General features: G+C 65.6%; 20 protein-coding genes and 5 pseudogenes. 17 read left to right on the plus strand and 8 right to left on the minus strand.

Annotated features, from left to right (window positions below):
- Positions 1 to 274: 274 nt before the first annotated feature.
- On the minus strand, positions 275 to 1,102 hold the full coding sequence (locus OG462_RS00710; RefSeq protein WP_406053584.1) for an esterase/lipase family protein: 828 nt from the start codon (positions 1,100 to 1,102) through the stop codon (positions 275 to 277).
- 86 nt (positions 1,103 to 1,188) lie between these two features.
- Between OG462_RS00710 and OG462_RS00715 the strand changes: the two genes are divergently transcribed.
- The 3 genes from OG462_RS00715 to OG462_RS00725 all read left to right on the plus strand — a co-directional run bounded on the left by OG462_RS00715 (position 1,189) and on the right by OG462_RS00725 (position 3,689).
- Positions 1,189 to 1,557, plus strand: a complete 369-nt coding sequence (locus OG462_RS00715; protein ID WP_406053586.1) for a hypothetical protein — start codon at positions 1,189 to 1,191, stop codon at positions 1,555 to 1,557.
- 161 nt (positions 1,558 to 1,718) lie between these two features.
- Positions 1,719 to 2,626, plus strand: a protein-coding gene (locus OG462_RS00720; protein ID WP_406066283.1) for an IS5 family transposase whose coding sequence is annotated in 2 segments (ribosomal slippage) — positions 1,719 to 2,064 and positions 2,064 to 2,626 — 909 coding nt in all. Because the reading frame shifts where the segments join, the coding sequence is not laid out codon by codon here.
- A 541-nt stretch (positions 2,627 to 3,167) separates the two neighbouring features.
- Positions 3,168 to 3,689: a hypothetical protein gene (locus OG462_RS00725; protein WP_406053588.1), complete on the plus strand. Its 522-nt coding sequence runs from the start codon at positions 3,168 to 3,170 to the stop codon at positions 3,687 to 3,689.
- 1,007 nt (positions 3,690 to 4,696) lie between these two features.
- Here the strand turns inward: OG462_RS00725 and OG462_RS00730 are convergent.
- The 3 genes from OG462_RS00730 to OG462_RS00740 all read right to left on the minus strand — a co-directional run bounded on the left by OG462_RS00730 (position 4,697) and on the right by OG462_RS00740 (position 7,349).
- Positions 4,697 to 5,898 (minus strand): IS3 family transposase gene (locus OG462_RS00730; RefSeq protein ID WP_406053589.1). Its coding sequence is split into 2 segments (ribosomal slippage): positions 4,697 to 5,613 and positions 5,613 to 5,898, totalling 1,203 coding nucleotides; the frame shifts between segments, so codons are not numbered across the junction.
- 357 nt (positions 5,899 to 6,255) lie between these two features.
- Positions 6,256 to 6,435: a hypothetical protein gene (locus tag OG462_RS00735; RefSeq protein WP_406053591.1), complete on the minus strand. Its 180-nt coding sequence runs from the start codon at positions 6,433 to 6,435 to the stop codon at positions 6,256 to 6,258.
- 71 nt (positions 6,436 to 6,506) lie between these two features.
- Positions 6,507 to 7,349, minus strand: coding sequence for a GNAT family N-acetyltransferase (locus OG462_RS00740; protein ID WP_406053593.1), 843 nt, complete (start codon positions 7,347 to 7,349; stop codon positions 6,507 to 6,509).
- Positions 7,350 to 7,666: 317 nt separating this feature from the next.
- On the opposite strand from OG462_RS00740, the gene OG462_RS00745 reads away from it, so the two are divergent.
- Positions 7,667 to 7,939, plus strand: a complete 273-nt coding sequence (locus OG462_RS00745; protein WP_406053595.1) for a helix-turn-helix domain-containing protein — start codon at positions 7,667 to 7,669, stop codon at positions 7,937 to 7,939.
- A 503-nt stretch (positions 7,940 to 8,442) separates the two neighbouring features.
- Here OG462_RS00745 and OG462_RS00750 read toward each other — a convergent pair.
- Entirely contained in the window at positions 8,443 to 8,958 is a 516-nt protein-coding gene (locus tag OG462_RS00750; protein WP_406053597.1) for an ATP-binding protein, read from the minus strand.
- 1,192 nt (positions 8,959 to 10,150) lie between these two features.
- Between OG462_RS00750 and OG462_RS00755 the strand changes: the two are divergent.
- A pseudogene (locus tag OG462_RS00755) lies at positions 10,151 to 10,495 on the plus strand (IS701 family transposase); the annotation flags it as partial.
- Between the two features lie 194 nt (positions 10,496 to 10,689).
- Here OG462_RS00755 and OG462_RS00760 read toward each other — a convergent pair.
- A complete protein-coding gene (locus OG462_RS00760) occupies positions 10,690 to 10,989 on the minus strand; it encodes a hypothetical protein (RefSeq protein ID WP_406053599.1) in 300 nt (99 codons plus the stop codon).
- Positions 10,990 to 10,998: 9 nt separating this feature from the next.
- Entirely contained in the window at positions 10,999 to 11,208 is a 210-nt protein-coding gene (locus tag OG462_RS00765; protein ID WP_406053601.1) for a DUF1918 domain-containing protein, read from the minus strand.
- Positions 11,209 to 11,968: 760 nt separating this feature from the next.
- On the opposite strand from OG462_RS00765, the gene OG462_RS00770 reads away from it, so the two are divergent.
- The 5 genes and pseudogenes from OG462_RS00770 to OG462_RS00790 form a co-directional block, all read left to right on the plus strand.
- Positions 11,969 to 13,240: an FAD-binding oxidoreductase gene (locus OG462_RS00770; RefSeq protein ID WP_406053602.1), complete on the plus strand. Its 1,272-nt coding sequence runs from the start codon at positions 11,969 to 11,971 to the stop codon at positions 13,238 to 13,240.
- 651 nt (positions 13,241 to 13,891) lie between these two features.
- On the plus strand, positions 13,892 to 14,734 hold the full coding sequence (locus OG462_RS00775) for an IS5 family transposase (RefSeq protein WP_406053604.1): 843 nt from the start codon (positions 13,892 to 13,894) through the stop codon (positions 14,732 to 14,734).
- A 93-nt stretch (positions 14,735 to 14,827) separates the two neighbouring features.
- Positions 14,828 to 15,205: a helix-turn-helix domain-containing protein gene (locus OG462_RS00780; protein ID WP_406053606.1), complete on the plus strand. Its 378-nt coding sequence runs from the start codon at positions 14,828 to 14,830 to the stop codon at positions 15,203 to 15,205.
- Positions 15,190 to 15,243: pseudogene (locus tag OG462_RS00785) on the plus strand (winged helix-turn-helix domain-containing protein); the annotation flags it as partial. The gene OG462_RS00780 and the pseudogene OG462_RS00785, both read left to right, overlap by 16 nt.
- 114 nt (positions 15,244 to 15,357) lie before the next feature.
- Positions 15,358 to 15,883 (plus strand): annotated as a pseudogene (locus tag OG462_RS00790) (transposase); the annotation flags it as partial.
- A gap of 215 nt (positions 15,884 to 16,098) precedes the next feature.
- Here the strand turns inward: OG462_RS00790 and OG462_RS00795 are convergent.
- Entirely contained in the window at positions 16,099 to 16,551 is a 453-nt protein-coding gene (locus OG462_RS00795; protein WP_406053608.1) for a peptidase inhibitor family I36 protein, read from the minus strand.
- A gap of 240 nt (positions 16,552 to 16,791) precedes the next feature.
- On the opposite strand from OG462_RS00795, the pseudogene OG462_RS00800 reads away from it, so the two are divergent.
- The 7 genes and pseudogenes from OG462_RS00800 to OG462_RS00830 form a co-directional block, all read left to right on the plus strand.
- Positions 16,792 to 17,232 (plus strand): annotated as a pseudogene (locus tag OG462_RS00800) (transposase); the annotation flags it as partial.
- Between the two features lie 148 nt (positions 17,233 to 17,380).
- A pseudogene (locus OG462_RS00805) lies at positions 17,381 to 18,058 on the plus strand (ISAzo13-like element transposase-related protein); the annotation flags it as partial.
- A gap of 157 nt (positions 18,059 to 18,215) precedes the next feature.
- The gene (locus OG462_RS00810) at positions 18,216 to 18,677 is read left to right on the plus strand and encodes an ATP-binding protein (protein ID WP_406053610.1); all 462 of its coding nucleotides are present in this window, start codon (positions 18,216 to 18,218) and stop codon (positions 18,675 to 18,677) included.
- Positions 18,678 to 18,747: 70 nt separating this feature from the next.
- Positions 18,748 to 19,104, plus strand: a complete 357-nt coding sequence (locus tag OG462_RS00815; RefSeq protein WP_406066285.1) for an STAS domain-containing protein — start codon at positions 18,748 to 18,750, stop codon at positions 19,102 to 19,104.
- Between the two features lie 1,304 nt (positions 19,105 to 20,408).
- Complete coding sequence (locus OG462_RS00820; protein ID WP_406053612.1) at positions 20,409 to 21,656, plus strand: MFS transporter; 1,248 nt, start codon at positions 20,409 to 20,411, stop codon at positions 21,654 to 21,656.
- 898 nt (positions 21,657 to 22,554) lie between these two features.
- Complete coding sequence (locus OG462_RS00825; RefSeq protein ID WP_406053614.1) at positions 22,555 to 23,523, plus strand: tetratricopeptide repeat protein; 969 nt, start codon at positions 22,555 to 22,557, stop codon at positions 23,521 to 23,523.
- A gap of 253 nt (positions 23,524 to 23,776) precedes the next feature.
- On the plus strand, positions 23,777 to 24,025 hold the full coding sequence (locus OG462_RS00830) for a transposase (protein ID WP_406053615.1): 249 nt from the start codon (positions 23,777 to 23,779) through the stop codon (positions 24,023 to 24,025).
- Positions 24,026 to 24,048: the final 23 nt, after the last annotated feature.

The following is a 24,048-nucleotide window of genomic DNA, read 5'->3' on the forward strand; positions in this document are numbered from 1 at the left end:
GCCTTCACCCGTCAGGGACTTCACACAGATTCACCCCGACGAGCTGAAGTCAGTAATCGGCGGCCGAGTCGACATGAGACACCGGGTGGCCAGGTAACGGGAACCATCGAATGCAACCCGCTGAAAGCCATACCACCCGGCGTCTCTGGAGCTCTGGACCTTACAACTGGCCCGTTCAACCCAACGTAGGCTCCACTGACTGGCCTCGCTGCCACCGAGCCCTCGGCACTGGCACTACCAGCGAGAAAAAGCGCAGATGCGAACCACCGCTAAATCACTGCGCCTTGACAAGATTCTGGGCCGCCAAAGAGACGTCATAGTCCACCAGCAGGGCTGCATGTCCGACACAACCGACGTTGATGTTGGTTGCTCCATACAGTTTTGTGCTGGTGTCGGGGTTGATGATCTCATCGCACCAGGATCGCAAGGTCGAGTAGTGCACATCCCCTGGGGTCTCGTCCCCTCCATTGAGGTCGCTCAGGAACGCGCTGCCGACCGCCATCTCGCGGCACGATGGGAGGAACGGTGCGCACAGTGACGCTGTGTACGTTCCGTGGTTCGGCCCGCCGATCGACACCCAGTCGTCTACAGCCTCAACACCGCCGAGCTTCTTGAGGTAGTAACGGGTGCTGAGTCCTCCCATGGAATGGCTGATGATGTCGACCTTGTCCGATCCCGTACGAGCTCGCAGTCGGTTCACGGCATCACGGACTTCTTCGGCGGTCTCCGCGTTGGACTGCTCCGTGTTGTACGAGATGGCCTCCAGCCGGCCCCCCGGGTAGCCGGCAGCCCTGAAGTCACTGATCATGAGCGACCAGTTCCATGAGGCCCCGGACCATCCGTGTACGAAGAGAACCGGGTCAGGCATGCTCGCGGCCTGCGCCGGCGCGCAGAACAGGAGCGAAGCGGACGCGAAACACGTCATGGCTACGAGCGAAGACAAGCGTCTTGGCCATTCTGGCATGGTGGCTCCACAGGTGAGTTGTGTGCGCGGGCGAGCCGAAGAGCCCGAGGCAGCCGGGAGGCGGCTATTACTGGAGTGAGCAACAGACCTCCGCTCGCGTCTACTTATGGTGCCCCGCCAAGGGGATGACGTGTCCATGAGTAGTACGTCCTCAATCGATTGCCGGGAGACATAAACATCATGCGCACGACGGGTGAGGTTCCTTCGGTACCACCGTCGGCCCCGTGGTCAAGAAGGACGGCCCAGACTCATATTGGCCGAGGGACTGTGCAAATCCGCCGCTGTTGGCTACCTTCAACCCGTTCGTCGGCTCGGAGAACAGCGTCGAGTCCGCCGAGGCTTCGGGGCGGCGTGCCGACCAGGCGTGCCCGCCGTGCGTTCCTCTCTCATTTCACTCGGGCCGCGTTGCGTCGATCGAGGCCGGTGAATGCGCCCTACTTCAGAGGTGGTTGGCCGATCTGGACGAGAACATGATCATGCTTGTCGATCATGTCCTCCTTTCCATCGAGCCGCTCACCGAGTCCTCGGCTGCAGGGCCCGACTGTGCAAGCGGCCCCAGGAGTCTCCGCCTCGCCGGCGACCGAAGCGCCTGAGCTACGGGACGTACCTGTCCGAGCCACGGGGACAGAAGAGGGGAAGGGGGCGCCGCTCAGGCGGCCTGAGTAACGCGCCGAGGACTCCAAGAGCGTTGCCTCGGAGCTCTTCTGCCTAGTCGTGAACGATCCCTAGGACCTGTCTGATAATTGATCTTGTGGTGGGTCGTGGTGAGCTGACGGATGCGGCATGGGAGCGGATAGCGCCTCTGCTGCCGGGTGTTGATGGGCGAGGTCGGCCGTGGCGAGATCATCGGCAGGTGATCAACGGGGTGTTGTGGCGGTTGCGGACCGGTGCGCCGTGGCGTGACCTGCCGGAACGCTATGGGCCGTGGCAGACGGCCTATGAGCGGTTCGCTCGCTGGGAGGCGGACGGAACCTGGGCCCGTCTGCTCGAACAGGCCCAGGTCCGGGACGACTCCGTCGGAGCCGTGGAGTGGACCGTGTCGGTCGACTCCACGATCAACCGAGCTCACCAGCACGCCGCCGGCGCCCGCAAAAAGGGGCGGCGGCGGGGGACGAACTGGAAGATCCGGCACGTCCGTCGGCTGGCCAGGCGCTCGGTCGGTCCCGCGGCGGGCTGACCACCAAGGTCCATCTCGCCTGCGACGGCAGGGGCCTGCCCCTGGCCGTTGTCGTCACGCCGGGTAACGTCAACGACTCCACCGTCTTCGACACGGTCATGGACGAGTTGAGGGTGCCCCGGACCGGTGCCGGGCGGCCCCGCCGCAGGCCCGACGTGGTCATCGCGGACAAGGCGTACTCCTCCCGGGCGATCCGTCAGACCCTGCGGCGCAGGGGCATCCGAGCGGTGATCCCTGAGCGGTCGGATCAGAAGGCCAACCGTGTGCGGCGCGGGCAGACCGGCGGCAGGCCGCCGGTCTTCGACCGCGAGCTCTACAAGGCACGCAACGTGGTCGAACGCTGCTTCAACCGCCTCAAACAGTTCCGTGCGATCGCCACCCGCTTCGACAAACTGGCCGCCCGCTACAAGGCCGGAGTCCACCTCGCCTCGCTCATCCTCTGGCTCCGCGAACCCACCCAAGATCGTTTGTCAGACAGAGCCTAGGCAGCTCCAGCATCGGAGCTGGCCGGTCTACGACCCGTTGCGGGTGAACAAGAGATCTGAGCCTCGCTGCACCCAAGCGCCGTTGACACCAGAGGCGCTCGGACCTCCGGAGCTGACTCATCGACAGGTACAGATGCCAGCCCGAGGGAGATCAATGCATCATCCACACACTTCGGCCTTGTGGAAGTCGGTAGGGGCGCTGGCACTGCCTGGCCACCGCTTCTCCGTCGGCACGCCGATCACGGCCGTGATGCAGGCGACCCGCCTGATGGCGTAAGGCGCATGCCACTCATATCTCCGGCCCTACCCCGCCATGCGCCCTGCCACCTCACCCCCGCGCCTCCCAGGGACAGGCGACACCTGCAATACGGACAGCTGCGTGTGCCGTAGCAGGCTGTCAGTGGGCACTCCACCGCTTGGTGGTATGTCCCGGAATGTGTTCTTGGTCAGTTGGTGGTTTGCTGCTCCACGTCGGCAGACCGTCGTCCGGTCGCGTCGTTCACCCCTGCAGTTCCCCCGGAGACTCAAGGAGGAGTCCCGTATGTCTGTCTACACCCCCCAGCAGATCAGCCAGCCCCAGACCCAGCAGCCCTACGACCAGCCGATCTCCCCTCAGCAGCCGTGGAGCCTCCAGGCCCCCGGCCAGCAGCCCTGGGCCCAGCAGGGCCACGGGCAGTTCAGCATGCAGGGCATGCAGCAGCTGCCGCTGATGGTGACGGAACTGTCCCTGCGCTGTTCGGCGACCGCACTGTCTGCAGTGGTGGAGCAGCTGCGGACGGACCCGCAAATCCTGATGGGCATCCAGGCGCAGGGACACATCCCGCCTCACGCCTTCAGCCAGGTGCTGACCGAATGCGCCCGCCGGATCGCCCCCATCGTCCACACTGCGTTGACCCAGCTCACCAACCAGAGCCAGCAGGGCCAGATGGGACGGTTCCCGGGACAGGGGCAGTCCGGCCAGTTCCCCGGCATGCAGCCGCAGGCCCAGCTCGGCCAGCTGCAGGGTCAGAGCCTCTTCGGGCTTCAGCCGCAGTACGGACAGACGCCTGGCATGGGCATGTGAGACATGGCCAGGTCGGCCGCTTTTCCATTTGAGCAGCCCACCCGGCCACCGAGACCGCCACAAGGCTGACATGGCCCTGTGGCGGCCCGGGGTCCGATGTGCGCGGTGGCATGCCCGCACACCACCGGCGGCATTCCAGTGGTGTGCGGCGTGTGACGGACATTTCGAAAGTGACTGTTGGGTGATGATTGAGCAGGGCGGCGGCATCAAGCCGGGGTCTGGTATCAGAGCGGCAAGGCCTGAGGGCACGCAGGGGTCAGCGGGAACGCAGCCCGGCGAGTTACGTGAGCCAGGAGGCCAGCCGCAGCCGGAGTCATCGTGGCAGGCGCGCATGTGTGGGCTATCGGGACCGGCGCCACCGCCCATGCCGTGACCGGCTCCGAGGGCAAGGCCGGCCTCGCCCTCGCCTCGGACACCCCCGCCACGGTGAAGGCTGCCCTGGACATCCGCCCGGCAGTGCCTACTGGCCGCTGCGCCTCTCGCACGCACCGGAACCCACCCGGCAGGCGGCCACCATGCAGCAGCAGCCCTGGCCCAGCCCCTACCCGGCCCTTCCACCGCCGCCGGCGTCGACCTCGCCGCGCCAGGCGTCGCCGTGATCACCACCGCACCCGGCGGCGGCCACATCCGAGCCACCGGCACCACGACCACGTGCGCACCTCCGCCCGAACCATCCAGCTCTACACACTGCTGCGCACCACCTGCCACCCGATCCCCGGCGCCGACCCCGCCCGCACCGGCGCCAGCATCACCGATGCTCCCACCGCACTCGACATCACCACCACCTGGTGGTTCAGCCCATGCCCCGAGCAGCCGCATGGCCGCCGGATATCCCGGGGCCTGAAACCGGCGGCACCACCGCCGCCCTATGCTCCGTACCCGGCGCGCCCGATACCTCCCGCGTTGGGTACGGAACCTACAAAGCATGCAGTGCCGCTCCCGTGTAGGCCCGCAGTACGCAGCGTGGCGGGCTCCCGGGGGCCTTGACCCCGAATACTGGACACGGGTTATGCGGCTTGGGCCAGCGTAGTTGATGGTGTTGTGGCTGCTGTTTCGTAGGCGATGGGGCTGCGGTGTCCAAGGCGGGAGTGACGGCGCCGGGTGTTGTAGCGGTGGAGCCACCGGAATGCGTCGAGGCGGGCTTCGCGCTCGCTGGGCCAGGACTTTCTGCCTTGGAGTGTTTCCCGTTTGAAGGCTGCGTTGAAGGACTCGGCGAGTGCGTTGTCCGCGCTGGACCCGATCGTGCCCATGCTCTGGATCACCCCTGCTGACCTGCAGGCTTCGGCGAATGCCCGACTCACGTATTGCGCGCCGTGGTCGGTGTGCATGATCGCACCGGCGAGGCTGCCGCGGGTTCGCTGGGCGGCGGCCAGGGCGTCGGTGACGAGCTCGGTTCGCATGTGCTCCGCGAGTGCCCAGCCGGCCAGACGCCGTGAGGCGAGGTCGATGACGGTGGCCAGATACAAGAACTTCCCGCCTTCCAAAGGGAGATACGTGATGTCACCGACGTACTTACTGTTCACCGTGTCGGCCGTGAAGTCCCGTTTGATCATGTCGGGGGTCTTCGCGGCCGCCTCGTCCGGGATCGTGGTGCGGTGTCTGCGACGCAGCCGCACTCCTTGCAGATTGATGCTTCGCATCACGCGGGCGATCCGCTTGTGGTTGACATGTTCGCCGTCCGCGCGGAGCTCGGCGGTGATCCTGGGAACGCCGTAGGTGCCATCCGATTCGAGGTGCACGGCCCGTATCCGGGCTGCGAGGCGGGCGTCGGCCGCCTGGCGGGCGGCCCGGTCGGGGGCTGTCGCGCGCCAGTGGTAGAAGCTGGAGCGGGCGATACAGAGGATGGTGCACAGCCGCTTCACGCCGAAGCGGCGCTGATGGTCGGCGACGAACTGGAAGCGGTTCACCAGCGCGTCTCCCCGGCGAAATACTTCGCCGCCTTCCGCAGGATCTCGCGTTCCTCCTCCAGCTCACGGACCTTCTTGCGCAAAGCGGCGTTCTCCGCCTCCAGGGGCACCGGTGGCCGGGCCGGTTCCTCCGCCCGGTGACCGCGGGGACGGCTCGCGCCGCCCGCCCGGATCCAGTTGCGCAGCGTCTCGGGGTTGATCCCCAGATCAGCGGCGATCTGCCTGATCGTCGCTCCGGGCCGCGACTGGTACAGCGCGACAGCGTCCGCCTTGAACTCCGGCGGATAGTTCTTCATGACCACGAGATGTCCGTCCTCAGATCCACAGGATCCAGTCTCTCGTGTGTCCAAGATCAGGGGTCAAGGCCCCGGGTGCCTACGATGCCCTGTGGCCCTGCCACTCTGCCGGACCACCGTTGACGGCAGCGGCGGAGTGGCGGTGAGATCACGAGGGAAGTACCGCTGCGCCGAAGCCGGGGTGAAGATGGCGGCGGTCAGGGCCCGCGGGTGTCACGGGACGCCGTGAGACGGGCAGAACCGGAAGTCCGGTAGTAGTGGCCGGCCCGGCGCACGCATATGGCATCCGATCGCCGAGACGGGTCTGAGCCAGCGCAATCAGCGCGCGCTCGCCCTGAATCCTCGCGGCGTGCAGCCGCACGATCAGGCCTCCCCCGTCTGCAGACCGGACACCGCACTGCACCGCACCCGCCACGCCGCCGTGCTCGTCGCACACGGCGAAGCCCCCAGCCCGCCCTGAAACTCTCTCCCAGGCACCAGGATGCTCCGGTCGATCAGATCCACCATCGCCAGCTCGTCATCCGGGGCCATCAAACGGGCCATCAGCCCCTCCCCGGCTGCCCGTTCGATCGATCGACACATCTTCTCCTTGAACCTGGCCTGACCGCTTCTGGTCAGGGGCGGCGGATGAACGTGTAGAGCTGGTCGATCTCGGTGAAACCGGCAGCTGTGTGGAGCGCAAGGGCGGCGTCCAGGCTCGGCTGGTCGTCCGAGGGAGCTGGCAGGACGGTGGAAACCTCGCGTACTTTGCGGTCGGCAAGGTGAGCAAGGCATTGCTCCAGAAGGCTGTTGCCCATGCTGCGCCGCCCCGGTGTCAGCCGCGCCCATTCCAGAGCCGTGACGCCTTCGACTGGTGCACGGACGAGAGCCTCTCCAATCCGTGCGCCGTCCCACTCCCGCAGATCGAGCCGCCAGCCCGGAAGCCCTGGGCACTCGACCACATCCGCGAGCGCAGGCAAGTGGCCACCGCGATCGTCCAGCCGACGGTGCAAGTAGCGCCACCGGTCCGTACCGGAGAATCCACAGTCTTCCAAGGCCCGGCGGGTTCCGGCACGGTTGTTCACCGCAAGGCCCGCGGGTGCCAGTGCGGTGGGCTCCGCAAACGCGTGCACCGCCCTCCGTCCCAACCGTGCCACCGCACGCCCGATCAGCGCCCGAGCCAGGATCTGCTCATCTTCCAGGCAGTGCAGCCACAACAACATCACCGTCCCGTCAGATGATCGGACCGCCCAGGAAACCGCGCCCACGACCCGACCATCCGGACAGGCAAGCACCTCGGTACACACTCCCTCCAGCCCGGCCCGAACAGCGGGGCCGCTGGGGCCGGTACCTTGCACTGCCTGGTCGAGCTCGGCGAAGGTCAGACCGGGCAAACCGGGTAGCAGATCCGCCGAGACGAGTTCTAGCACCGCCGTCCTGTCCTCGCCCCTGAACGGCCGCAGCACCGCGGTACTCATCTCTTTCGCCTCCGTGGCCACCCGTACCAGCCCCTTCCCTTGCCATACCGACGGCCAAGCTTCCCTCCCTCTTCTTGTAAGAAGCCCCACGACACGCATGAACCATGTCAAACCGCAGTGTCCGGGCCAGGTCAACTGCCCCTAATGCCGAATGCCTGGCCTGCTACTAGGTTTCGGGTCGCGTCGGGTGGTGACCCGTCATGATCCCTGCAGTGTGCCGAGGGTGAGATATCCGGAGGGGTGGGCGCCTGACCACTGCGTCGAGCTTTCGCGAGAAGAGCTGGCTTCAGGCTGGCAGGCGGTTCGCAGTGAGTGAGATGACTGCGGTGATCGCGAGGGATTTGCGGGTGAGTGCGCGGTGGGTGGAGCGCTGGCGTCGTTCCTGGCGCGAGGGCGGCATGGAGGGCTCGTGTTCCGTGGGTCGGGCGAACTCTCCGGCCGTCGCCGATGCCCGGTTCGGCGCTGGAGGAGGAACTCGGCAAAAGCCCGGCAGCGCACGGGTTCGACGACGAACGCCGGGCCCTGATCCGGATTCAGCCGGTTTCGTCGTCGCCGAACGTCAGGGCAGGAATGAGCCCTTCGGGCCTTGACCGCACATCTGATAGCAGGTGTGGTGGACTTCGTGCCCATCTCGTTGGCGGAGGCATGTCTGCCCGCTGCAGCCATCCGGGCGAGAACGGGCGCAGCATCCATGAGCTGATGGGCATAGGCGCGCTTGATCTATCAGCGATCCCAGGAGTTATACCTGAAAGAGCCAGCCGAGCTTGTCGGGCTCGAAGTCGCGGATCTCGTGCAGGGCGGTGCCCCGCAGTCCGTCGTGTCGGCCCTTCATCGGTCGGTTGCTGCACCAGCGCGAGTCACCGCGATATCGATGGCGGCTTCGAGGCGGGGGCGACTCGGCTGCGACTTTGTGGGCGGCTTCGGAGACCTCTGAAGGCGGGAAGCTTCACTGCGAGGCCACGAGCAAGGCGACGGGCGGGACCCGCGGGGAAACGTTGGGGATACCGCCGGGGGCTGGTCCGCCACGCCGCGTCCTCTGGTGCCGACCGGGCCCCTGATCTGTCAGGTGTGCGGGGCCGGGGTCTGGAGGGGATCAGGCTGCCGTGAGGCGTGCCCAGTGGGTGGAACCGCCGGTGTGGCGACGCGTACCGTGGGCGTCGGCCAGCATTTCAACGATGCCGAGCCCACGGCCGTGCTCGCCCTCGCCGCACGAGGAGGTCCACGCGCCATCGTGCAGGGCGGGGCCTCCGTCGGTCACACCCACCCACACCCGGCTCCCGCAACGCTCGCGGTGCAAATGCAGATGAAGCGGGGCGCAGGCGTGTTCGACCGCGTTAGTGACCAGCTCCGAGACCACCAGTACAACAGTCTCGGCCGTCTCCGGGTCCACCCTCCATGCCTCAAGAACGGCCTGGGCGGTGCGCCGGGCGTCGCCCGCAGCCTCCGGGCGGTGCTCCAGCATCTGAGTGACGTCGTCATCAGCAGGCTTACGGGGAGCGGGGATGCGCGCCACGCCGGCGTCACCGGCGCCGGTCTCCGCGGCCTGCGGTCGCGCACCCGCGCCGCCGGACCGGCCGGTGAGGGTGCCGAGAACAGTGGTGGCATACATGGCGATCACTTCCGCGAGGAACTGCTCTTGTGGTCCGGGAGGCGGGTCCGGGATATCCCTCCACTGACCACCTTCCTCCCGCTTTGCTTGTCATCACTGAGCAACCAATACCCAAAATGAACAAATGCCCCATCGGATGCTGTTGCGGAGCGGCAGTCCGGCTGCGCCGGGCAGGCCATTCGGGGCTACTGGCCGGTGCGGCAGGGTGCGGGAAAGGTGGGAGTGCCCGTACCCGTCGGCCTCTGCCGGCCCGGGCCAGGAAGGGCTGCCTGTCAACATGGTCCGCTCAGAGTCCCTCGGTACCCGGTACGACACGCCTGTGGCGGCCCAGTGGACGGTCAGCGCGGTGAAGATCGGCTCGCCTCATCGTCGTACCAACGCGCCGCCGGCGGCCAGGTCACCGGTTGGCTACCCACGCGATCGGAGGCGCCGGAGACAGTGGCGCCGAGAAGCTGACCGCGCACACCGAGGCCAGAACTACTGGCAGGCATTCCCTGATCGGGATGAAGCCGATGTCGGCCGCATGGTGAGGTGTGGTGCAGACTGTCGAGGCAACCGGCCGACGTACATGAAGAGCCGGACGGGGTACGTGATGATGACAAACCGCGTCGGGATGGCGACACCGCCGCAGACGCGGCACTCCACGCACTGAAGGTGTTCTCCAAGTCGGCACATGAACGACCCGCTGCATGCCGTTGCCCACTGCGACACTCAGCACACCGACGTCGCCCAGATCAGCACGCCGCGCCCCTCGACTCGCGACATGGAAGCCCCTGGACTCCCCCAGTGCCGATTCCACGGCCATCGCCCCTGCCCGGCACCCTCTCCATTGACGCCATCACATATACCGGCACATGCCTGGCAGCCCCACACAGCCGCCCAGCATCGGCGTGGTCACTCCGGGCGTGAGCGTGAGTAGTACCGGCCCCCGCTGACGGCTACACCCCACCGGACGCCACCGCGAATCGCCGCCGCCCATCTCCCGGCCTGCTCGAGCCACCTGACGCCCTGGCAGCACGCCCCGCAGCGCGAATCGATGCACTCGAGCGGAGTGCAACCCCACATACACGCAAGCGTCGATTCGGCTCCGACCTGAAGAAACGATGGACGAGCCGCCCATGCACAGCCTTCAGCTCACCCGCTCACGACCGGGCATCAACAACAACCCCACCGGGAACGGCGCCCGTGACCCCGCGTCTTCGACCAGGCCCGAGTGGAAGTCAGGCCCTGACACCGGGAATACCGTCACCGGGTGATCATCCGCCGCGGCCTGAATCCTACGACCCTGCCGATACCGCCCTCGACCAGCTGATCCACGTCGCCGGCAGCCGCTGAGTGGTCCAGGAGTGCCTCAGGCCGCCAAGCAGGAATGCGGCCTGGCCGACTACCAGGTCCGCTGCCACCCGGGCTGGCACCGCCGCATGACCCAGGCCATGGCCGCCTCACCGTCCTACGGGCCCACACGCTCGACACCGACAAAGCAGAAACGGATCCTCCGACCTCGTCCCCCTCAGCTTCCCCGGACTCCGACGCCTGATCCACCGCCGCCCCATACCCATCGGCCCGTCCTGCACTGGTCACACTTGCGATGCAGACGACAACACCAAGCCCGCACCAGCCACTACAGACGACGCGGTCACACACCCCCACAAGAAACTGCCCAACCATCACGACAAAGACCGTCACAGATCGCCGCCTTCTCAGCTCCGAGGCCGGATCCCCTTTCGCCGGTCAGCCGAACAGGTCCCGCACCCGAATCGTGCGCACCCGCCGCCACCTGGGCAGACCAGGTGGCAGCCGCCCGCCCAGAGAGGCGACCGTGTCCTGCTCCGGCGACTTCCAGTCAGCACGCACCGCCGCCCAGAAGTCCTCCCAGGCAGCCGCCTCCGTCGGCCCCCACCCGATCACCCGCGTGCCCGGGCAGGACACCACATAGCCGCCCGAAGTCACCTTGACCGACACCGCCCGATCATTCACGACCATCACCACCCGCATTCTGGACGAACACGAAGAAGACAGGACCACCACCATATGGGCAGGTCAGTCGACGTGCGGGGATCTGAGATGCACGGCATCCTCGAGCACACAGTCGACGCCCGGGAAAATTTCCGTCTCGCGGCCATCGTCATAGCGCACCCGATACGGCGGCTCGCCCCCGGCCCCAAGAACCTCCAACACCTCCGCATGGTGCTCCGCAGTACCAACCTTGTGGCTGGTGAACCGCAGCACATCACCCACGTTCACACGCATGCGCGACCTCTTCTCAGCACGTCCCGGCCACAGCCGGGAATTGATGGATCAACCCAGTGTGACCCCAGTTACACGACCCTCGCACCTCGTCACTGTTCGCCGCCTCGGCCCCGATCGCACTGAGTTGATCTTGTACAGATCATGGTGAGGCGAGACTCCTGAGAGAGTCGCGCTACCACCAGAATTCACCGCCGACTGTGTACCCGGACCGCCCCAGGGCCAGGTCGCTTTGAGCCGGTCCGCCTACTGGCGGACGCCAGACCGGCCTCTATGCTGCGGCGCCAGCGTCAACCACATTCATCGACTCCTGATCCGGCGGACGGGGGCCGGTATGTGAACTGCGACGCCGGAGAGCGGTTCGTGCAGCGACCCCACGGCCGTGGAGCTGCCCAAGCTCCGTGGGCAGGCCGGTCCCGCTCGGCCCCGAACTCTTGTGCACCGCTCTCGGCTTCTCTACTCTTCCGAAGTCGCCTCTCTGTGCATCTGGGACAACCGAAGGCTCTCTGCCCGAAACCCATCACCGGGAAGTCGGAGCCACCGTGACCTGTTATGACACCCCCGCACTCCCCGTCCGTTCCCCGGGCAACCCCCGCCCCTGGACGCCCCATTGAGCGCGCGCGTCCGCCCCTCTGACGACATCGTCGGGCAGTTGCGATCAAGGCTCGGATCAGGGGTGCACGCGCCTGGCACCGCCGGGTACGGGAACGCACTGGCGAAAGTCTTCTTTCCCGAGGCCAGCCGTCGACGGCCTACGTGCGTCGTGGCGCCCCGCACGGTCGACGACGTCGCGAGCGTCATGAGCACCGCGACAGCGGCGGGAGTGCGGGTAGCCGTGCGTGGCGGCGGTCTGAGCTCGAACTGTGTCGCCGACGGAGCCATCATGCTGGACCTCTCGCAGCATCTGTCCGCCGCCCGTCCGGACGGAGACCGAGTGGTCACCGACGGTGGTGCGACCATGACCACCATGCTCAGGTCCGTCGCCCCGGCGCGGCGTGCCGTGCCCATCGGCGTCGTCGGCCACACCGGCCTTGGAATGGCCACCCGCGGAGGGGTCGGCTGTCTGACAAGATCCCTGGGACTCACCCTCGATCACCTCGTCGGGGTCGAGCTCGTGCTCCCGTCAGGTGACGTCGTCCACCTCTCGGAGAGGAACTCGGGCGACGAAGGCGACCTGTGGTGGGCGGTGCAGGGGGGCGCGCCCTCCGTCGGGGTAGTCACCTCCGCCGTGTTCCGGACTCACGAGATCGGCCCGGTCTGGGTCGACCGCGCAGTGGTGGGCCTGGACGCGCTCGCCACCTACTTCCGGATCGCTCCCGAGCTCCCGCGACACACCACGATGAGCGCAGTCCTCGGCCGCACCTCCCTCTCGCCCGACGAGCCGGTCCTGCTCCTCTACACCGCCTGTTCGAGCCAGCACGACAGCGCCATCCGGCAGGCCAGGTCAGCGGCCTCCGCCGTCGTCGCCGGCGCGGGCTCCTCGCCGCTCCACCGATCGGAGACCTCCGGCCGCTATCCGGCCGGGCTGCCCGAGTTCGCCATCCCCGGTGCCGACGGCGCGGAACCCAACCCGATCCGGCTGCCCCAGCCGGGCGACGGACCGCGTGGTTCGTTCTTCGGCAAGGCGGCCTTCACCGGTCCCACTCTCGACGCCGCGGCCGCCGACACCCTTGCCGACCGGATCCATACCGCACCCACGCGGGCGTGCCGCATCGATTTCCAGCACACCGGCGGGGCTCTGGCCGACGTCGACGACACCGCTACCGCGTTCTGGGGCAGAGCCAGCGAATGGAGCATCCCGGTGAACGCGATCTGGGACGACGCCGTCGACGGCGAAGCCTGCATAGCATGGGCCCGCGACACGCTGCGGGCACTGGCCGCTCATACCGTCGGGGTCTACAACGTAGAACTGCGACCCGGCCTCCCCGAAACCGAAACCGAGACGCGGGCTGCATACGGCGGCAACCTGGCCCGACTCCGTATGCTTCAACACCGCCACGACCCCGCAGCGGTACTCGTACCGTTGCTCCAATGACCCGACCCCGGGCACGTGACACGACCAAGAACCTCTCCCACGTCGAAAACTGAACTGTTCCGGGTTGCGCAGACAGTTCAGTTATGGTTACGACCTGGGCTTTCGTGGTGGCTCGGCAGTGGATGTTCTCGCACTAGACCGGTGGGACGTGGCCTGCCTCACCGTGCAATCAGTAGTTCTGCCAGTCGACGGACTCGGCGGTGGCGAGTCCCATGCCGGACAGTTCCTTCCACGGCCGTCGGGGTTTGACCAGCTCGGCCTTGAACAGGCCGATCGTGCTCTCCAGCAGGGCATTGTCGGTTTCGCCGACCCGCCCCGATCGATCGGTTCATCCGCGGCGATCCGATCGGTACGGATGAGGGTGCCGTCGACAATGACGGAGTCGCCTTCACCCAGCCCGTTCACGGGGTCTCATGCAGGCCCGGCCCCACGCGGCCAGAACCTCGGCTAGTCTCGTTCATGTACCGCCCATCACTGTGTACACCGAAACCAGCCGCGCGCTGCGGGAACATCTCATCCGCAATTGGGGCAGCGCCGAGAGGGCCCGCTTAGAGGTCCCGCTGATAGGCAGGTTGGGGACCCCGGCAGCAGAACGGGCACAGGTTCCAGCGATCATGGAGTTGCGACGCTCTGTGATCACTAGGGAGACCTGTGCCCGCGCCGCCATCATGGCTTACCGAACCGCTCTGGGACCAATTCGTGGCTCTGCTGCCCGAGCGGCCGGAGTACCACCCGGACCATCCACTCGGCTGTCACCGCCGACGCGTCAGTGACCGGATCATCTTCGACAAAATGCTGCAACTGCTGCGCTTCGGCTGTTCTTACGAAGCGATCGCCGACACGACCTGCTCAGCCACCACGATCCGCAGCCGCCGCGACGAGTGGATACGACTCGGCGCGTTCGCCCAGCTCAAGCGGATCGCACTGAACTCCTACGACCGGATCGTCGGCCTCGTCCTCGATCAAATCGCCGTGGACGGCTCCATCACCAAGGCGCCCGGAGGCGGCGAGGTGGCCGGACGCTCACCAGTCGACCGCGGCAAACAGGGCCTGAAACGCTCGGGCATGACAGACGGATACGGCATTCCACTGGGCCGAGTCCTGGCCGGCGCCAACCGTCACGACTCCCCGCTACTCGCCCCTACCCTGGACCGTCTGGACAACCTGAGGCCATTACCCGACGACATCACCGTGCACCTCGACGCCGGCTACGACTCCGACAAGACCCGCGCACTGCTCAGCGAACGCGGCCTGCACGGACGCATCGCACACAAAGGCGAGAAAGCTCCCATCCAGGCCAGTCAGCGTTGGCATGTCGAACGCACCCACGCCTGGCAGAACGCCTTCTACCGGCTCGCCCGCTGCTACGAGCGGCGTACCACTGTCATCGACACATTCTTCGACCTCGCCGACACGATCATCACCGTGCGTAGCCTGATCCGACAAGCATGGACGACTCACCGCTGGGACGAACGCCCGAATCGCCGACCATGACCGCACACCTATCAGCGCGAACTCTAAGCTACTGAGGTTTTCGGGTTGTCGTCAGGTAGTGACGGTTGATGATCCCTGCGGTATGCCGGTGAGGTGAGGTATCCAGAGGGTGGGGGCCTGCCCGCTGAGCGTCGGGCGTTTCGTGAGGGGATCCGGCTTCAGGCCGGCAGGCGGTTCGCGGCGGGTGGGAAGACTGCGGTGATCGCTAAAGAGCTGCGAGTGAGCGTGCGGTCGGTGGAACGCTGGCGACGCGCCTGGCGCGAGGGCGGAATGGAGGCCTTGCGCTCGGCGGGTCCGGCGAACTCCCCGACCGTCACTGCCGCCCAGTTCACCGTGCTCGAGGAGGAACTCGGCAAGGGCCCGTCAGCACACGGTTTCGAGGATGAACGGTGGACTCTGATCCGGGTCCAGACGGTGATCCGCCGCCGTCTGCGGGTGAGCCTGTCGGTGGCGAGGTGTGGCGGCTGCTGAAACGGCATGGCTGGTCCTGGCAGGCACCCGCCCGCAGAGCCCTCGAACGCGACGAGCACGCGGTAGAGCTGTGGAAGAAGGCGATGTGGCCGAAGAGACTCGCGGCGGCGTCCGGGGCATGGATCGTCTTCGAGGACGAAGCCGGATTCTCCATGACGCCGCCGCGAGCCCGCACCTGGGGCCGGCGCGGATACACACCCGTCATCCGCGTCCGCGGCAGGTCCCCGCCGCCGGACCTCGGTCGCCGCCCTGTGCTGCTACAAACCCGGTGAGAAGAGCCGTCTCATCCACCGGCCCCGCACCCATCTCCTCCTCAAGGGCGCCCGCAAGGGCTTCTCCTGGAAGGACTACCGCGACCTGCTGGTCCGCGCGCACATCCAGCTGGACAGCCCGATAGTGGTGGTCTGGGCCAACCTCAACACCCACCTGGCCGCCGGACTGAAACGGTACGAGGCCGAGCACGGCTGGCTCACCACCGTCCGGCTCCCGCCCTACGCACCCGACTTGAACCCCGTCGAGGCCGCCTGGTCACTCGTGCGCAGAGCGATGGCCAACACCGCCTACGCCACACCCGCCGACCTCGACCGCACACTCCGCCGCGAGTTACGCAGAATCCAACTCCGGCCCCACCTCATCGCCGGCTGCCTCACCGCTACCGGCCTGGCCCTCGCACCACCGACCCGCCCTGAAACCTCAGTAATGCCAGACGTGCCGTGTGATCTGTTCCAGCGAATCGTTCACCGGAGCAGGAATAGAGCGTCCAACAAGTGCGGCGCAAAATCGGCATGAAAGCCCTCGAGTCGAACAGTCGCGGATACCAGGCACCCCTGCTATAACTCGAGAGTCCCATTGTCACAGCCTCGGCCGTGTGGGCCCACCGGCAGAATCACTCTTTACGGAACCCACATAGCGTCGTGCGAGGAGATAGTATCGTTGATCCATCCCAAGCTGCTGTAGGCGGGGCACTCTCCAGAGACACATCCGCTTCCTGCCGGGCGATGGCGAATGAAGTCTCCTCCTTGAAATGAGGACTCGTAAGCGTAAACGATGTAGTTTGAATGCTTGTTCACGCTACTGCTTGCGCTGTTGTTTACTGCAGTTCCGGCGCCGTAGAACTGATCTCCGACGTAAGAGTTTTCGGTGACTACGGCGGAGTAATCGTAGACCCCGCCCAAATAGTTGGTATTCTTATACAGGCAAAAATCGCCATTACCGCAAACCCCATTAGCCGCACTGCTTGCCGATATGGAGCCAACAGTAACGGCGAGAGCGGACAGAGCGACCGCCGCGACTCGCTTAAACGTATTCATCTGAACCTCATCCAACGCTGCTTCGATAGCAAGCATTTGAAATCTATTGCGCAAAGTTCGGGCAGTAGCATAAATGCACTTGCCCGCTGCGACATTGATTCGGCATGAAGATTCTCCATGCGCTTAGACGCATTGAAGCATGTCCCTCAGGCCATAGGCAGAGCATTGCTTACCTAACGATGTCCGGCATGACTGACGCTAGACATCGAACCCTGGACGTTCGATCGTGGTGGTCTGACGGGGTGCGCCTAGTGAAGTTGTCATCGGCGCCTGCAGGCCCCGGTCGCCCGAGCACGTCCGGGCAGCAAGCACCACGTCCTCGTCGGCAGGCAGGGCATCCCGCTCGCGGTGTCACTGACGGGCGGCAACCGCAATGACGTCACCCAGCTGATGCCCTTGCTCGCGAAGATCCCTTCAGTCGCAGGCCGGGTCGGCCGGCCGAGGCGCCGACCGGACATGCTAGTGGCCGACGGGGGCTACGACCACGACAAGTACCGCTGTCTCGTCTGGGCCCAAGGCATCAAACCGGTCATCGCCCGCCGCGGCATCCCACACGGCTCAGGCCTCGGAATGCACCGCTGGGTCGTCGAGCAGACGATCGCCTGACTGCACGGCTTCCGAGGCCTACGCGTCCGCTGAGCGCGACGAGACGACATCCACGAAGCCTTCCTCGGCCTCGGCACCTGCCTCATCATCCACCGACACGTCCCTTTGTTAGGGCTCGCAGAAGAACAACACGCGGACGAGCAACGCGCTGACCTGCTGTGTCAAGGCCTAAAACACGCAAGTTTATTCTCTGCGAGCCCTTACGAGCTGGTGCGTGATAGCGGTTGAGGGGCAATCGCGCGAGGGTGGGATGATCCAGCGAGGCAGGCCCCTGGCCAGCCACGACGTCATCGTGAACAGCATCAAAGCAACCACCACCCACACCGGGCTGACAGTCCATGCCGAACTCGACCCGGGCACATACGACACCGGCGTCAAGGTCACCGACAGCGACATCGACGCCCTGCCCATGCAGCGGCACCGCTTCCACGGCGGCTGGAACTACACCCTCCACCCGCAACGGCACGACACGGCCGGGGCGGCCGGGGATCCGAGGCCAAACGAGGACCTGCCCTCACAGTGCTGCGGTGGCGGTCTGCGCAGTCCGGAACTGACCGGCATGACAGAACCGGTGCTGGACGAACTCGTCGGCGAGCTGTCCCACCAACTCGATGAGCTACGTGAACACGGGCGGCCCCAGCAACGAGGAGGCGAACGCCTCCGCGCTCGCGGAGCCGGCGCCAAGGACAAGCTGACCACCCCCGACAGAGTCCTGGCCACCGTGCTCTACCTGCGCAAACTCGGAACCCGAGACCTGATCGCCCAGCTCTTCGGAGTCGACGCCAGCACCATCACCAGGGCCGTTCACCAAGTCCGGCCCCTCCTGGCCGGGAACGGCCACACCATCCCACCCTCGACAGCCAGGTTCCGCACACCCGCCGACGTCACCGCGTTCCTCACCAACAGCAGCACCACGGAGATCAAGTCAGCATGTTGATTCTCTGCGAGCCCTAGGTCGTGGGGGACAGGTGACCGAAGCAGTGCCGATTTATCCGCATATGGGTATTGCTTGCTCAGGGATTGTGTGCTGCGGAGGAGTGTGCTGGAAGTACCGGAAGAGGTACTCCCGACCCACTGGACAGGCAGTGATCCCGATGACGACCACGATCTCCCGCATCGGAGCAGCAGCGCCTGTGCTGCACGCCGTGCTGGCCGGTGAGCGTGTGTTCAGCCTGCCTGTGGAACACGGACCGCTGGCGCCGGCGACCGCCCGTCATGCCGTCCGTCCGGCTCTGGAGGCATGGGGGCTGGACGAGAATCGGATCTACGACACGCTGCTGGTCATCTCCGAGCTTGTCACCAATGCCGTCACACACGCATCTCCTCCGGTCGTGCTGCACCTGCACGGTTCCACCGATGGTTTGGGGATCCAGATCCATGTCACCGACGGTGGAGCCCGGACCGGAGCCGATCCCGGCAGCTGGGCCGCCGACCGATCTGATGACGAGCACGGCCGCGGCGACCTGATCGTCTCCACCCTGACCGACCACACCGGAACCGACCACGACGACCTCGCCGGGCTCATCGACCACTGGGCTGACCTCGCTACGGCCTGACCCCCACCCGGCATCCGGAGCAGCCACCACCTACCCCGGATGCTGGGGAAGGAGAACTCGAACCAATTTGATGCATGTGAAGCCGGAGGCGGCCGTGCGAGCAGACGAACTGCTGGAGGCACACACCGTGTGGTGGGGCCATACGGTTCTGCTCCGCCTGGACGGTGAACTTGATCTGGCCACCGTCCAGATCGTCGACCGGGCCGTGTCCCTAGCGCTGGCAGGACAACCACGAGCCCTGTGTCTCGATCTCACCGGGCTGGTCTTTTGTGACATGACGGGCCTGCGCGCACTACAGCGGCTGACCCACCGGGTCGGCGCCGCTCACACAACTCTCCACCTCACAGACCTTCACCCCAATCTTCACCGCACCCTCGCCCGACTAGAGACCGTCGTTCCTTGGGCCCCGCGTGTTCTCCAAGAGTGACGCCCGGAACAGCACACGCTGCGGATTCGGTCGCGTTGTATCAGTCGCGGCTCGGGGCCACGATCAAGTAAGCGCCGCCGATCGGGGATCAAGTGGGTCAATCCCGAAACACTGCGGGACTGGAGCCGGACGGCTGGAGCAGGCTGGCCCCGAGGACGGGCTGAGGCGGCTCCGGTGCTCGAGTCTCCGTTCGAGTCCGAGGGCACTACCCGCGCGCAAACGGTTCCGCGAGCTGGCAGAGGAACGCGCGATCCCGCGGCGGGCTGCGAAGCCTTTCGCCGAGACATGCGGGTGAACCGCTGCCAGTTCATCGAAGATTATCAGGGCCGATAGGCGTCAAGCGATTGTTTCGGATCGTGGGGGCTGGTGCGCTTGAGCAGCTGGCAGACGAGTGCGTGGGCGGCGGTCAGCTACTCTGCGGGCGACTCCCTCCCATGCCTGAAAATAAGCATTGATTACCCAGGTGAAAGTTCATTCGATCCGGATAAGATTTGCAATCAAAATGGAGATAGGAGCATAGAATTGCTAGACATCATTGACTGTGTGCTGGCATCCAGAAAGAGGGCTCTTACGATCCTGGCCCTTGCCATCGCAGCACCCTTGCTGAGTATTTCGACTCTTACCAGCAGCCCGGTCCACACCACTGCCGCGGGTACCGCAACCGGACAACACTCGAATCACTCGTGGGGCATAGCCGTAGACCTCGGGTAACGGGGCCGCAGCCCAGATTCATATTTTTAAGCTGTCTAGAAGGGTCAGCCCAGAAAGGCTGGCCCTTCGAATCGTGAGCGCACGGAGCGCGGACGACGTTCCCGGACTCCGGTCATTTGATGAAGCAGATACATCCCCGAATTCGCCCCACTGGGGAAGCGCGGCAGTACTGGTTGAGGAGCGTGTGGTTCGCCGTTTGGAGGTTGCGGGACGTCGAACGGCAGGGTGCCGAAGAGCTAACTGGCGCAGTCTCTGGCCAAGGCAGTGTCACCGGATCGGTGCAAACAGGCGGAGTAGCGCGTTCTGATGCCAGCGCAGTCAGTGGCAAAGCCGGTGCGACCCTGTGGGCGAGGCCCTACGCCCGGGGAGGACTTCGGATGTTGAGGGACATCAGTCCGGCGCAGTCGGCATCAGCTGCGTGACACGCAGTGCTTTGGAGTATGGGCCGCGACCGAGGATTCCAGAGCCGGCGCCAGCCCGACGGATGGCCATGCTCCTCGCTGTTGCCCATGCGCTGAACCCATTGGTTCGGCGTTGTCCCTCAGAGGAACAAGTTCGTGTCTTCGTCTTCTGCGGCACCGTCGTATGCGGCTGTGCTGCGCACCCGGTATGCCTGCCGTACGTTCGGTGCGGCGCTTTCAGGTCGGCTCTCATACGGAATGGTGTCTTTGTCGCTGGTTTTGGCGGTCAAAGAGACCACCGGCTCTTACGCCGTTGCCGGCACCGTTATGGGCTTGTTCGGGCTGACCAGCGTCTTTCTCTCGCCGACCCGTGCTGGTCTGGTCGACCGATACGGGCCCCGTCGGGCTCTCCCACCGATGGGCGCTGCTTACGCACTGGCGTTGAGCGGGCTGGCATTCGCGGCCTTGTGGTCCGACGCTTCAAGGGTTCTGATGGGACTTTTGGCCGCGGCTGCCGGCTCCAGCGCACCGCCGCTCGGTCCAGTGATGCGGACAGTGTGGAGCAACCTGGTTCCTGATAGGCGGATGCTGCAGCGTGCGTACAGCCTGGACTCGGTTGCCGAGGAACTCCTCTTTGTCGCGGGGCCGCTGTTGGCTGGTCTGCTGGGAAGAGTCACAGCCCCTTCCGTCGGCCTTGCCGTGAGCGCTGCGCTCATGCTGGTCGGCTCACTGTTCCTGGTCTCGTCTCCCGCGGTCCTCCCGGAAGTCGATCGCGGGGAGTCTCTGTCCAGGCAGGGGCTGTCCAAGGAGCTTGTGTCCACCGTAGAGCCTGCCGCGCTGCAGCGGCTGTCGGTGCGAAGCTCCCCTGACCTCTGCCGGGCGATCGCAGTCTCGGCCGGGGTGGGTGTGTGTCTGGGGGCATTCGATCTTCTTGTGATCGCCTTCGCTGACGAACATCACGCCCCTGAGACAGTGGCCTGGATCCTGGCCTCGTTGTCCGCAGGCAGTGCGGTCGGAGGCCTGCTCTATGGAGCTGTCTCATGGCGCGCCTCGAGGGTGCAGCGGCTGTCGATTCTTGCCGCGGCTCTTGGGACGTCCCTGGCTACGGCCGGGCTTTCTTCTCATGTCTCTGTGCTTATCGCGTGGGCAGCTCTGTGCGGACTGTTCGTCGCCCCGGTCATGACGACCGCATATCTGATCGCTGACGAGTCCGCCGGGTCGGACACCCGAACACGGGTGGGGGCTTGGGTCAATACCGCTTGCAATGCCGGTTCAGCAGGTGCAACGGCCGCTACGGGGCTGCTGCTGGGCCGCCTCCCGCTGCCGGTGTGTTTCATGCTCGCTGCAGCCCCGGCGGTGCTGTCTGCAGCATCAGCTCTGAACCGTGCAACCGGATCTGCCTCTGCTGCTGTCGCCCTGACCGATCAAGAGGGCACCTGATCAATATTCCCGCGGTTGTGAGTGGGATGTCCGTTTCGATTCGTCAGGTTGGTCCTAATTCTCCGGTGAGTTTGCGGTTCATCTTGTTGGCCATGACCCAGTGGATCAACGTCCAGGATCTCTCCGGCGGGGCTTTGTAGGCACGCGCCAGGCGGCGGCGCTGTATCAGTCAGCCGAAAGTCCGCTCGATCACCCATCGCTTGCGTACCGGCTCGAAGCCCTTCACCCGCGGTCTGTCCACCACCTCCATAGCGATCCCGAGGCGCGCGCCATACTGGACAGCACTGGTCCGGTAGCCGCCGTCGGCCGGACAACCTTGGTCGCATTCGGATGTACCCGAGTTGGCTCGGTCAGTTCCCTTTGTCGCCGCCGAAGCCATGTCCCGACACGGCGATGCCAAGGACGGTGAGGACCGGTGGTGTCAGTGATCAGGTGACGCTTCCTCCCTTTGATCTTCTTACCGGCATCGACGTGCTGGCTGGCTTCGACGAGATTGCTCGAAGGCTTCACGCTCTGCGCGTCCACCGCGGCCGCGGACGGCACCCCGCTTCGGGGCACGAGCCCCGTGGGTCCTATCCCGCAACAGGCCGCACAGCCCTCATCGACTTCGAGCTGAGGCGTAAAGCCACACCATGCGCAGGTCAAGGATCCGGCGGCTCAGCGTCCTGCCCGCGCGTGGCGGCCTGCACGGGGCGGAGCGGACCACTGCGCTCCATCCTCAGGGAGGCGAAGTCTGTGCCACAACGCACCACCTGCCGACCGATAGCGACGCTGCGGCCCGCGGTGCTCCGCAACGCAGGCTGCAGAGTTCGAGACAGGACGCAGCGAATGAGTACTTGTTGCTCACCCGACCAAATCGACCCTCTTTCATAATTAATGAAAATGGTTACATCTGAATGTGGACCGTTCCGTGAAAGCGGTCCATCTGAGTGGACTGTACCTGCCGGCATCTCAACGGATCCTAAGCGAGGTGGTCATGCCCGATATCCGGACGCCGCGACCTGCGGATTCTTCAGTTCCGGAGGCTTCCCTGCGCGCGCTTATCCTCTCCAAGAAGAACGATCCTCACGCTCGCCTGTGGGCACAGGCTGAGCTTGCGGAGTTCTGGAGAGTGGCGGGTGATTATCGTCGCGCGTCGCTGATGTTGAGGCTGACGCTTGGCACAGCAGAGACCCTCTACGGGAGGAACTCGCCCGAGGTGGCACGGTTGTGCAACCAGTCGGGCGTGGTGGGGAAGTACACCGGAGATTTCATCTATGCGGAGAGGGTCTATCACCGGGCGCTGACCATCCTTCATCGTGTGTACGGACCTCAGCATGATGCTGTGGCGACGGTGTACCACAACCTCGGTGGACTGGAGCACAGTCGCGGCCATCCGGAGACAGGTGAGCCGTGGTCCGCGTTGTCGGTGGAGATCCGCCAGAGTCTGCACGGTCCCGACCATCCACTGGTGGCCGCCGATATCGCCGCCTGGGCTCCTCTGCTTGCCGGCTGCGGTCGTCTGGACGAGGCAGAAATGCAATTGCGTCGGGCACTGAAGATCTTCGAGGCTGCCGGGGACGACTACGAGAGAGCAGTGACACTGCACAATCTTGCGGCGTTGGAGCAGCGTCGAGGCGCGGTTCGAGAGGCTCTTGCCGACAACGTCCAGGCCTTGACCATCAAGCTGCGGCTACTGGGGGGCGGGCATCCTGAAATTGCGATGACGCTGGTGAACCTCGGAGGTCTCCTGTACCGCACCTTCGACGAACCGGACCGGGCCCGGCGATACCTCAAACACGCGGTTCACATCCTCGTCCCGCAAGTCGGTCCAGACCATCCCACGCTTCTCAAGGCCCGCCGAACCCTGGACTCCCTGCCATGCTGATGAGCCCACACTGGCGACCGGCCGCCACGAAGGTCGAGGTGGGTCGAGAAAGCCCACGGCAGGGTGCCGGTGCCCCGGCATCGGCTGGTGTTCGTCGACCGGGTCGGCGTCACGCTGATTCGTCTGCGGCATGACCTGCCACATGCAATGCTCGGGCTGCGGTTGGGCGTCGGCCGTTCCGCCCTAGTCGAAGCAGACGATCACGGATCGTGCCATGGAAGGGACGGGCGCGGTCACTCACTGGCCTATCCACATGGCCTTGGCGGTCACAGCCGAAGGTCACCGCGACATTCTCGGTTTTGCGGCCGTCGGCGAGGGCGCCAAGCGTTGGCTCCGTGTCCTGACCGAGCTGAAGAGCCGCGGCGTCGGAGATGTCCTCATGCTTGTTTGCGACGGCCTGAAGAGCCGGCCGACGCGGTTGGCCAGGTCCCGCCTGGGACCGTCACGCAAACGTTCGCCGTCCACCCCTTGCGGGTCTTGTCGCGCCAGCCGTCAGGCGTAGGACAAGACCGCCGAAAGCGTTGA

The organism is Streptomyces sp. NBC_01077, assembly GCF_045162855.1.
Lineage (GTDB): Bacteria > Actinomycetota > Actinomycetes > Streptomycetales > Streptomycetaceae > Streptomyces.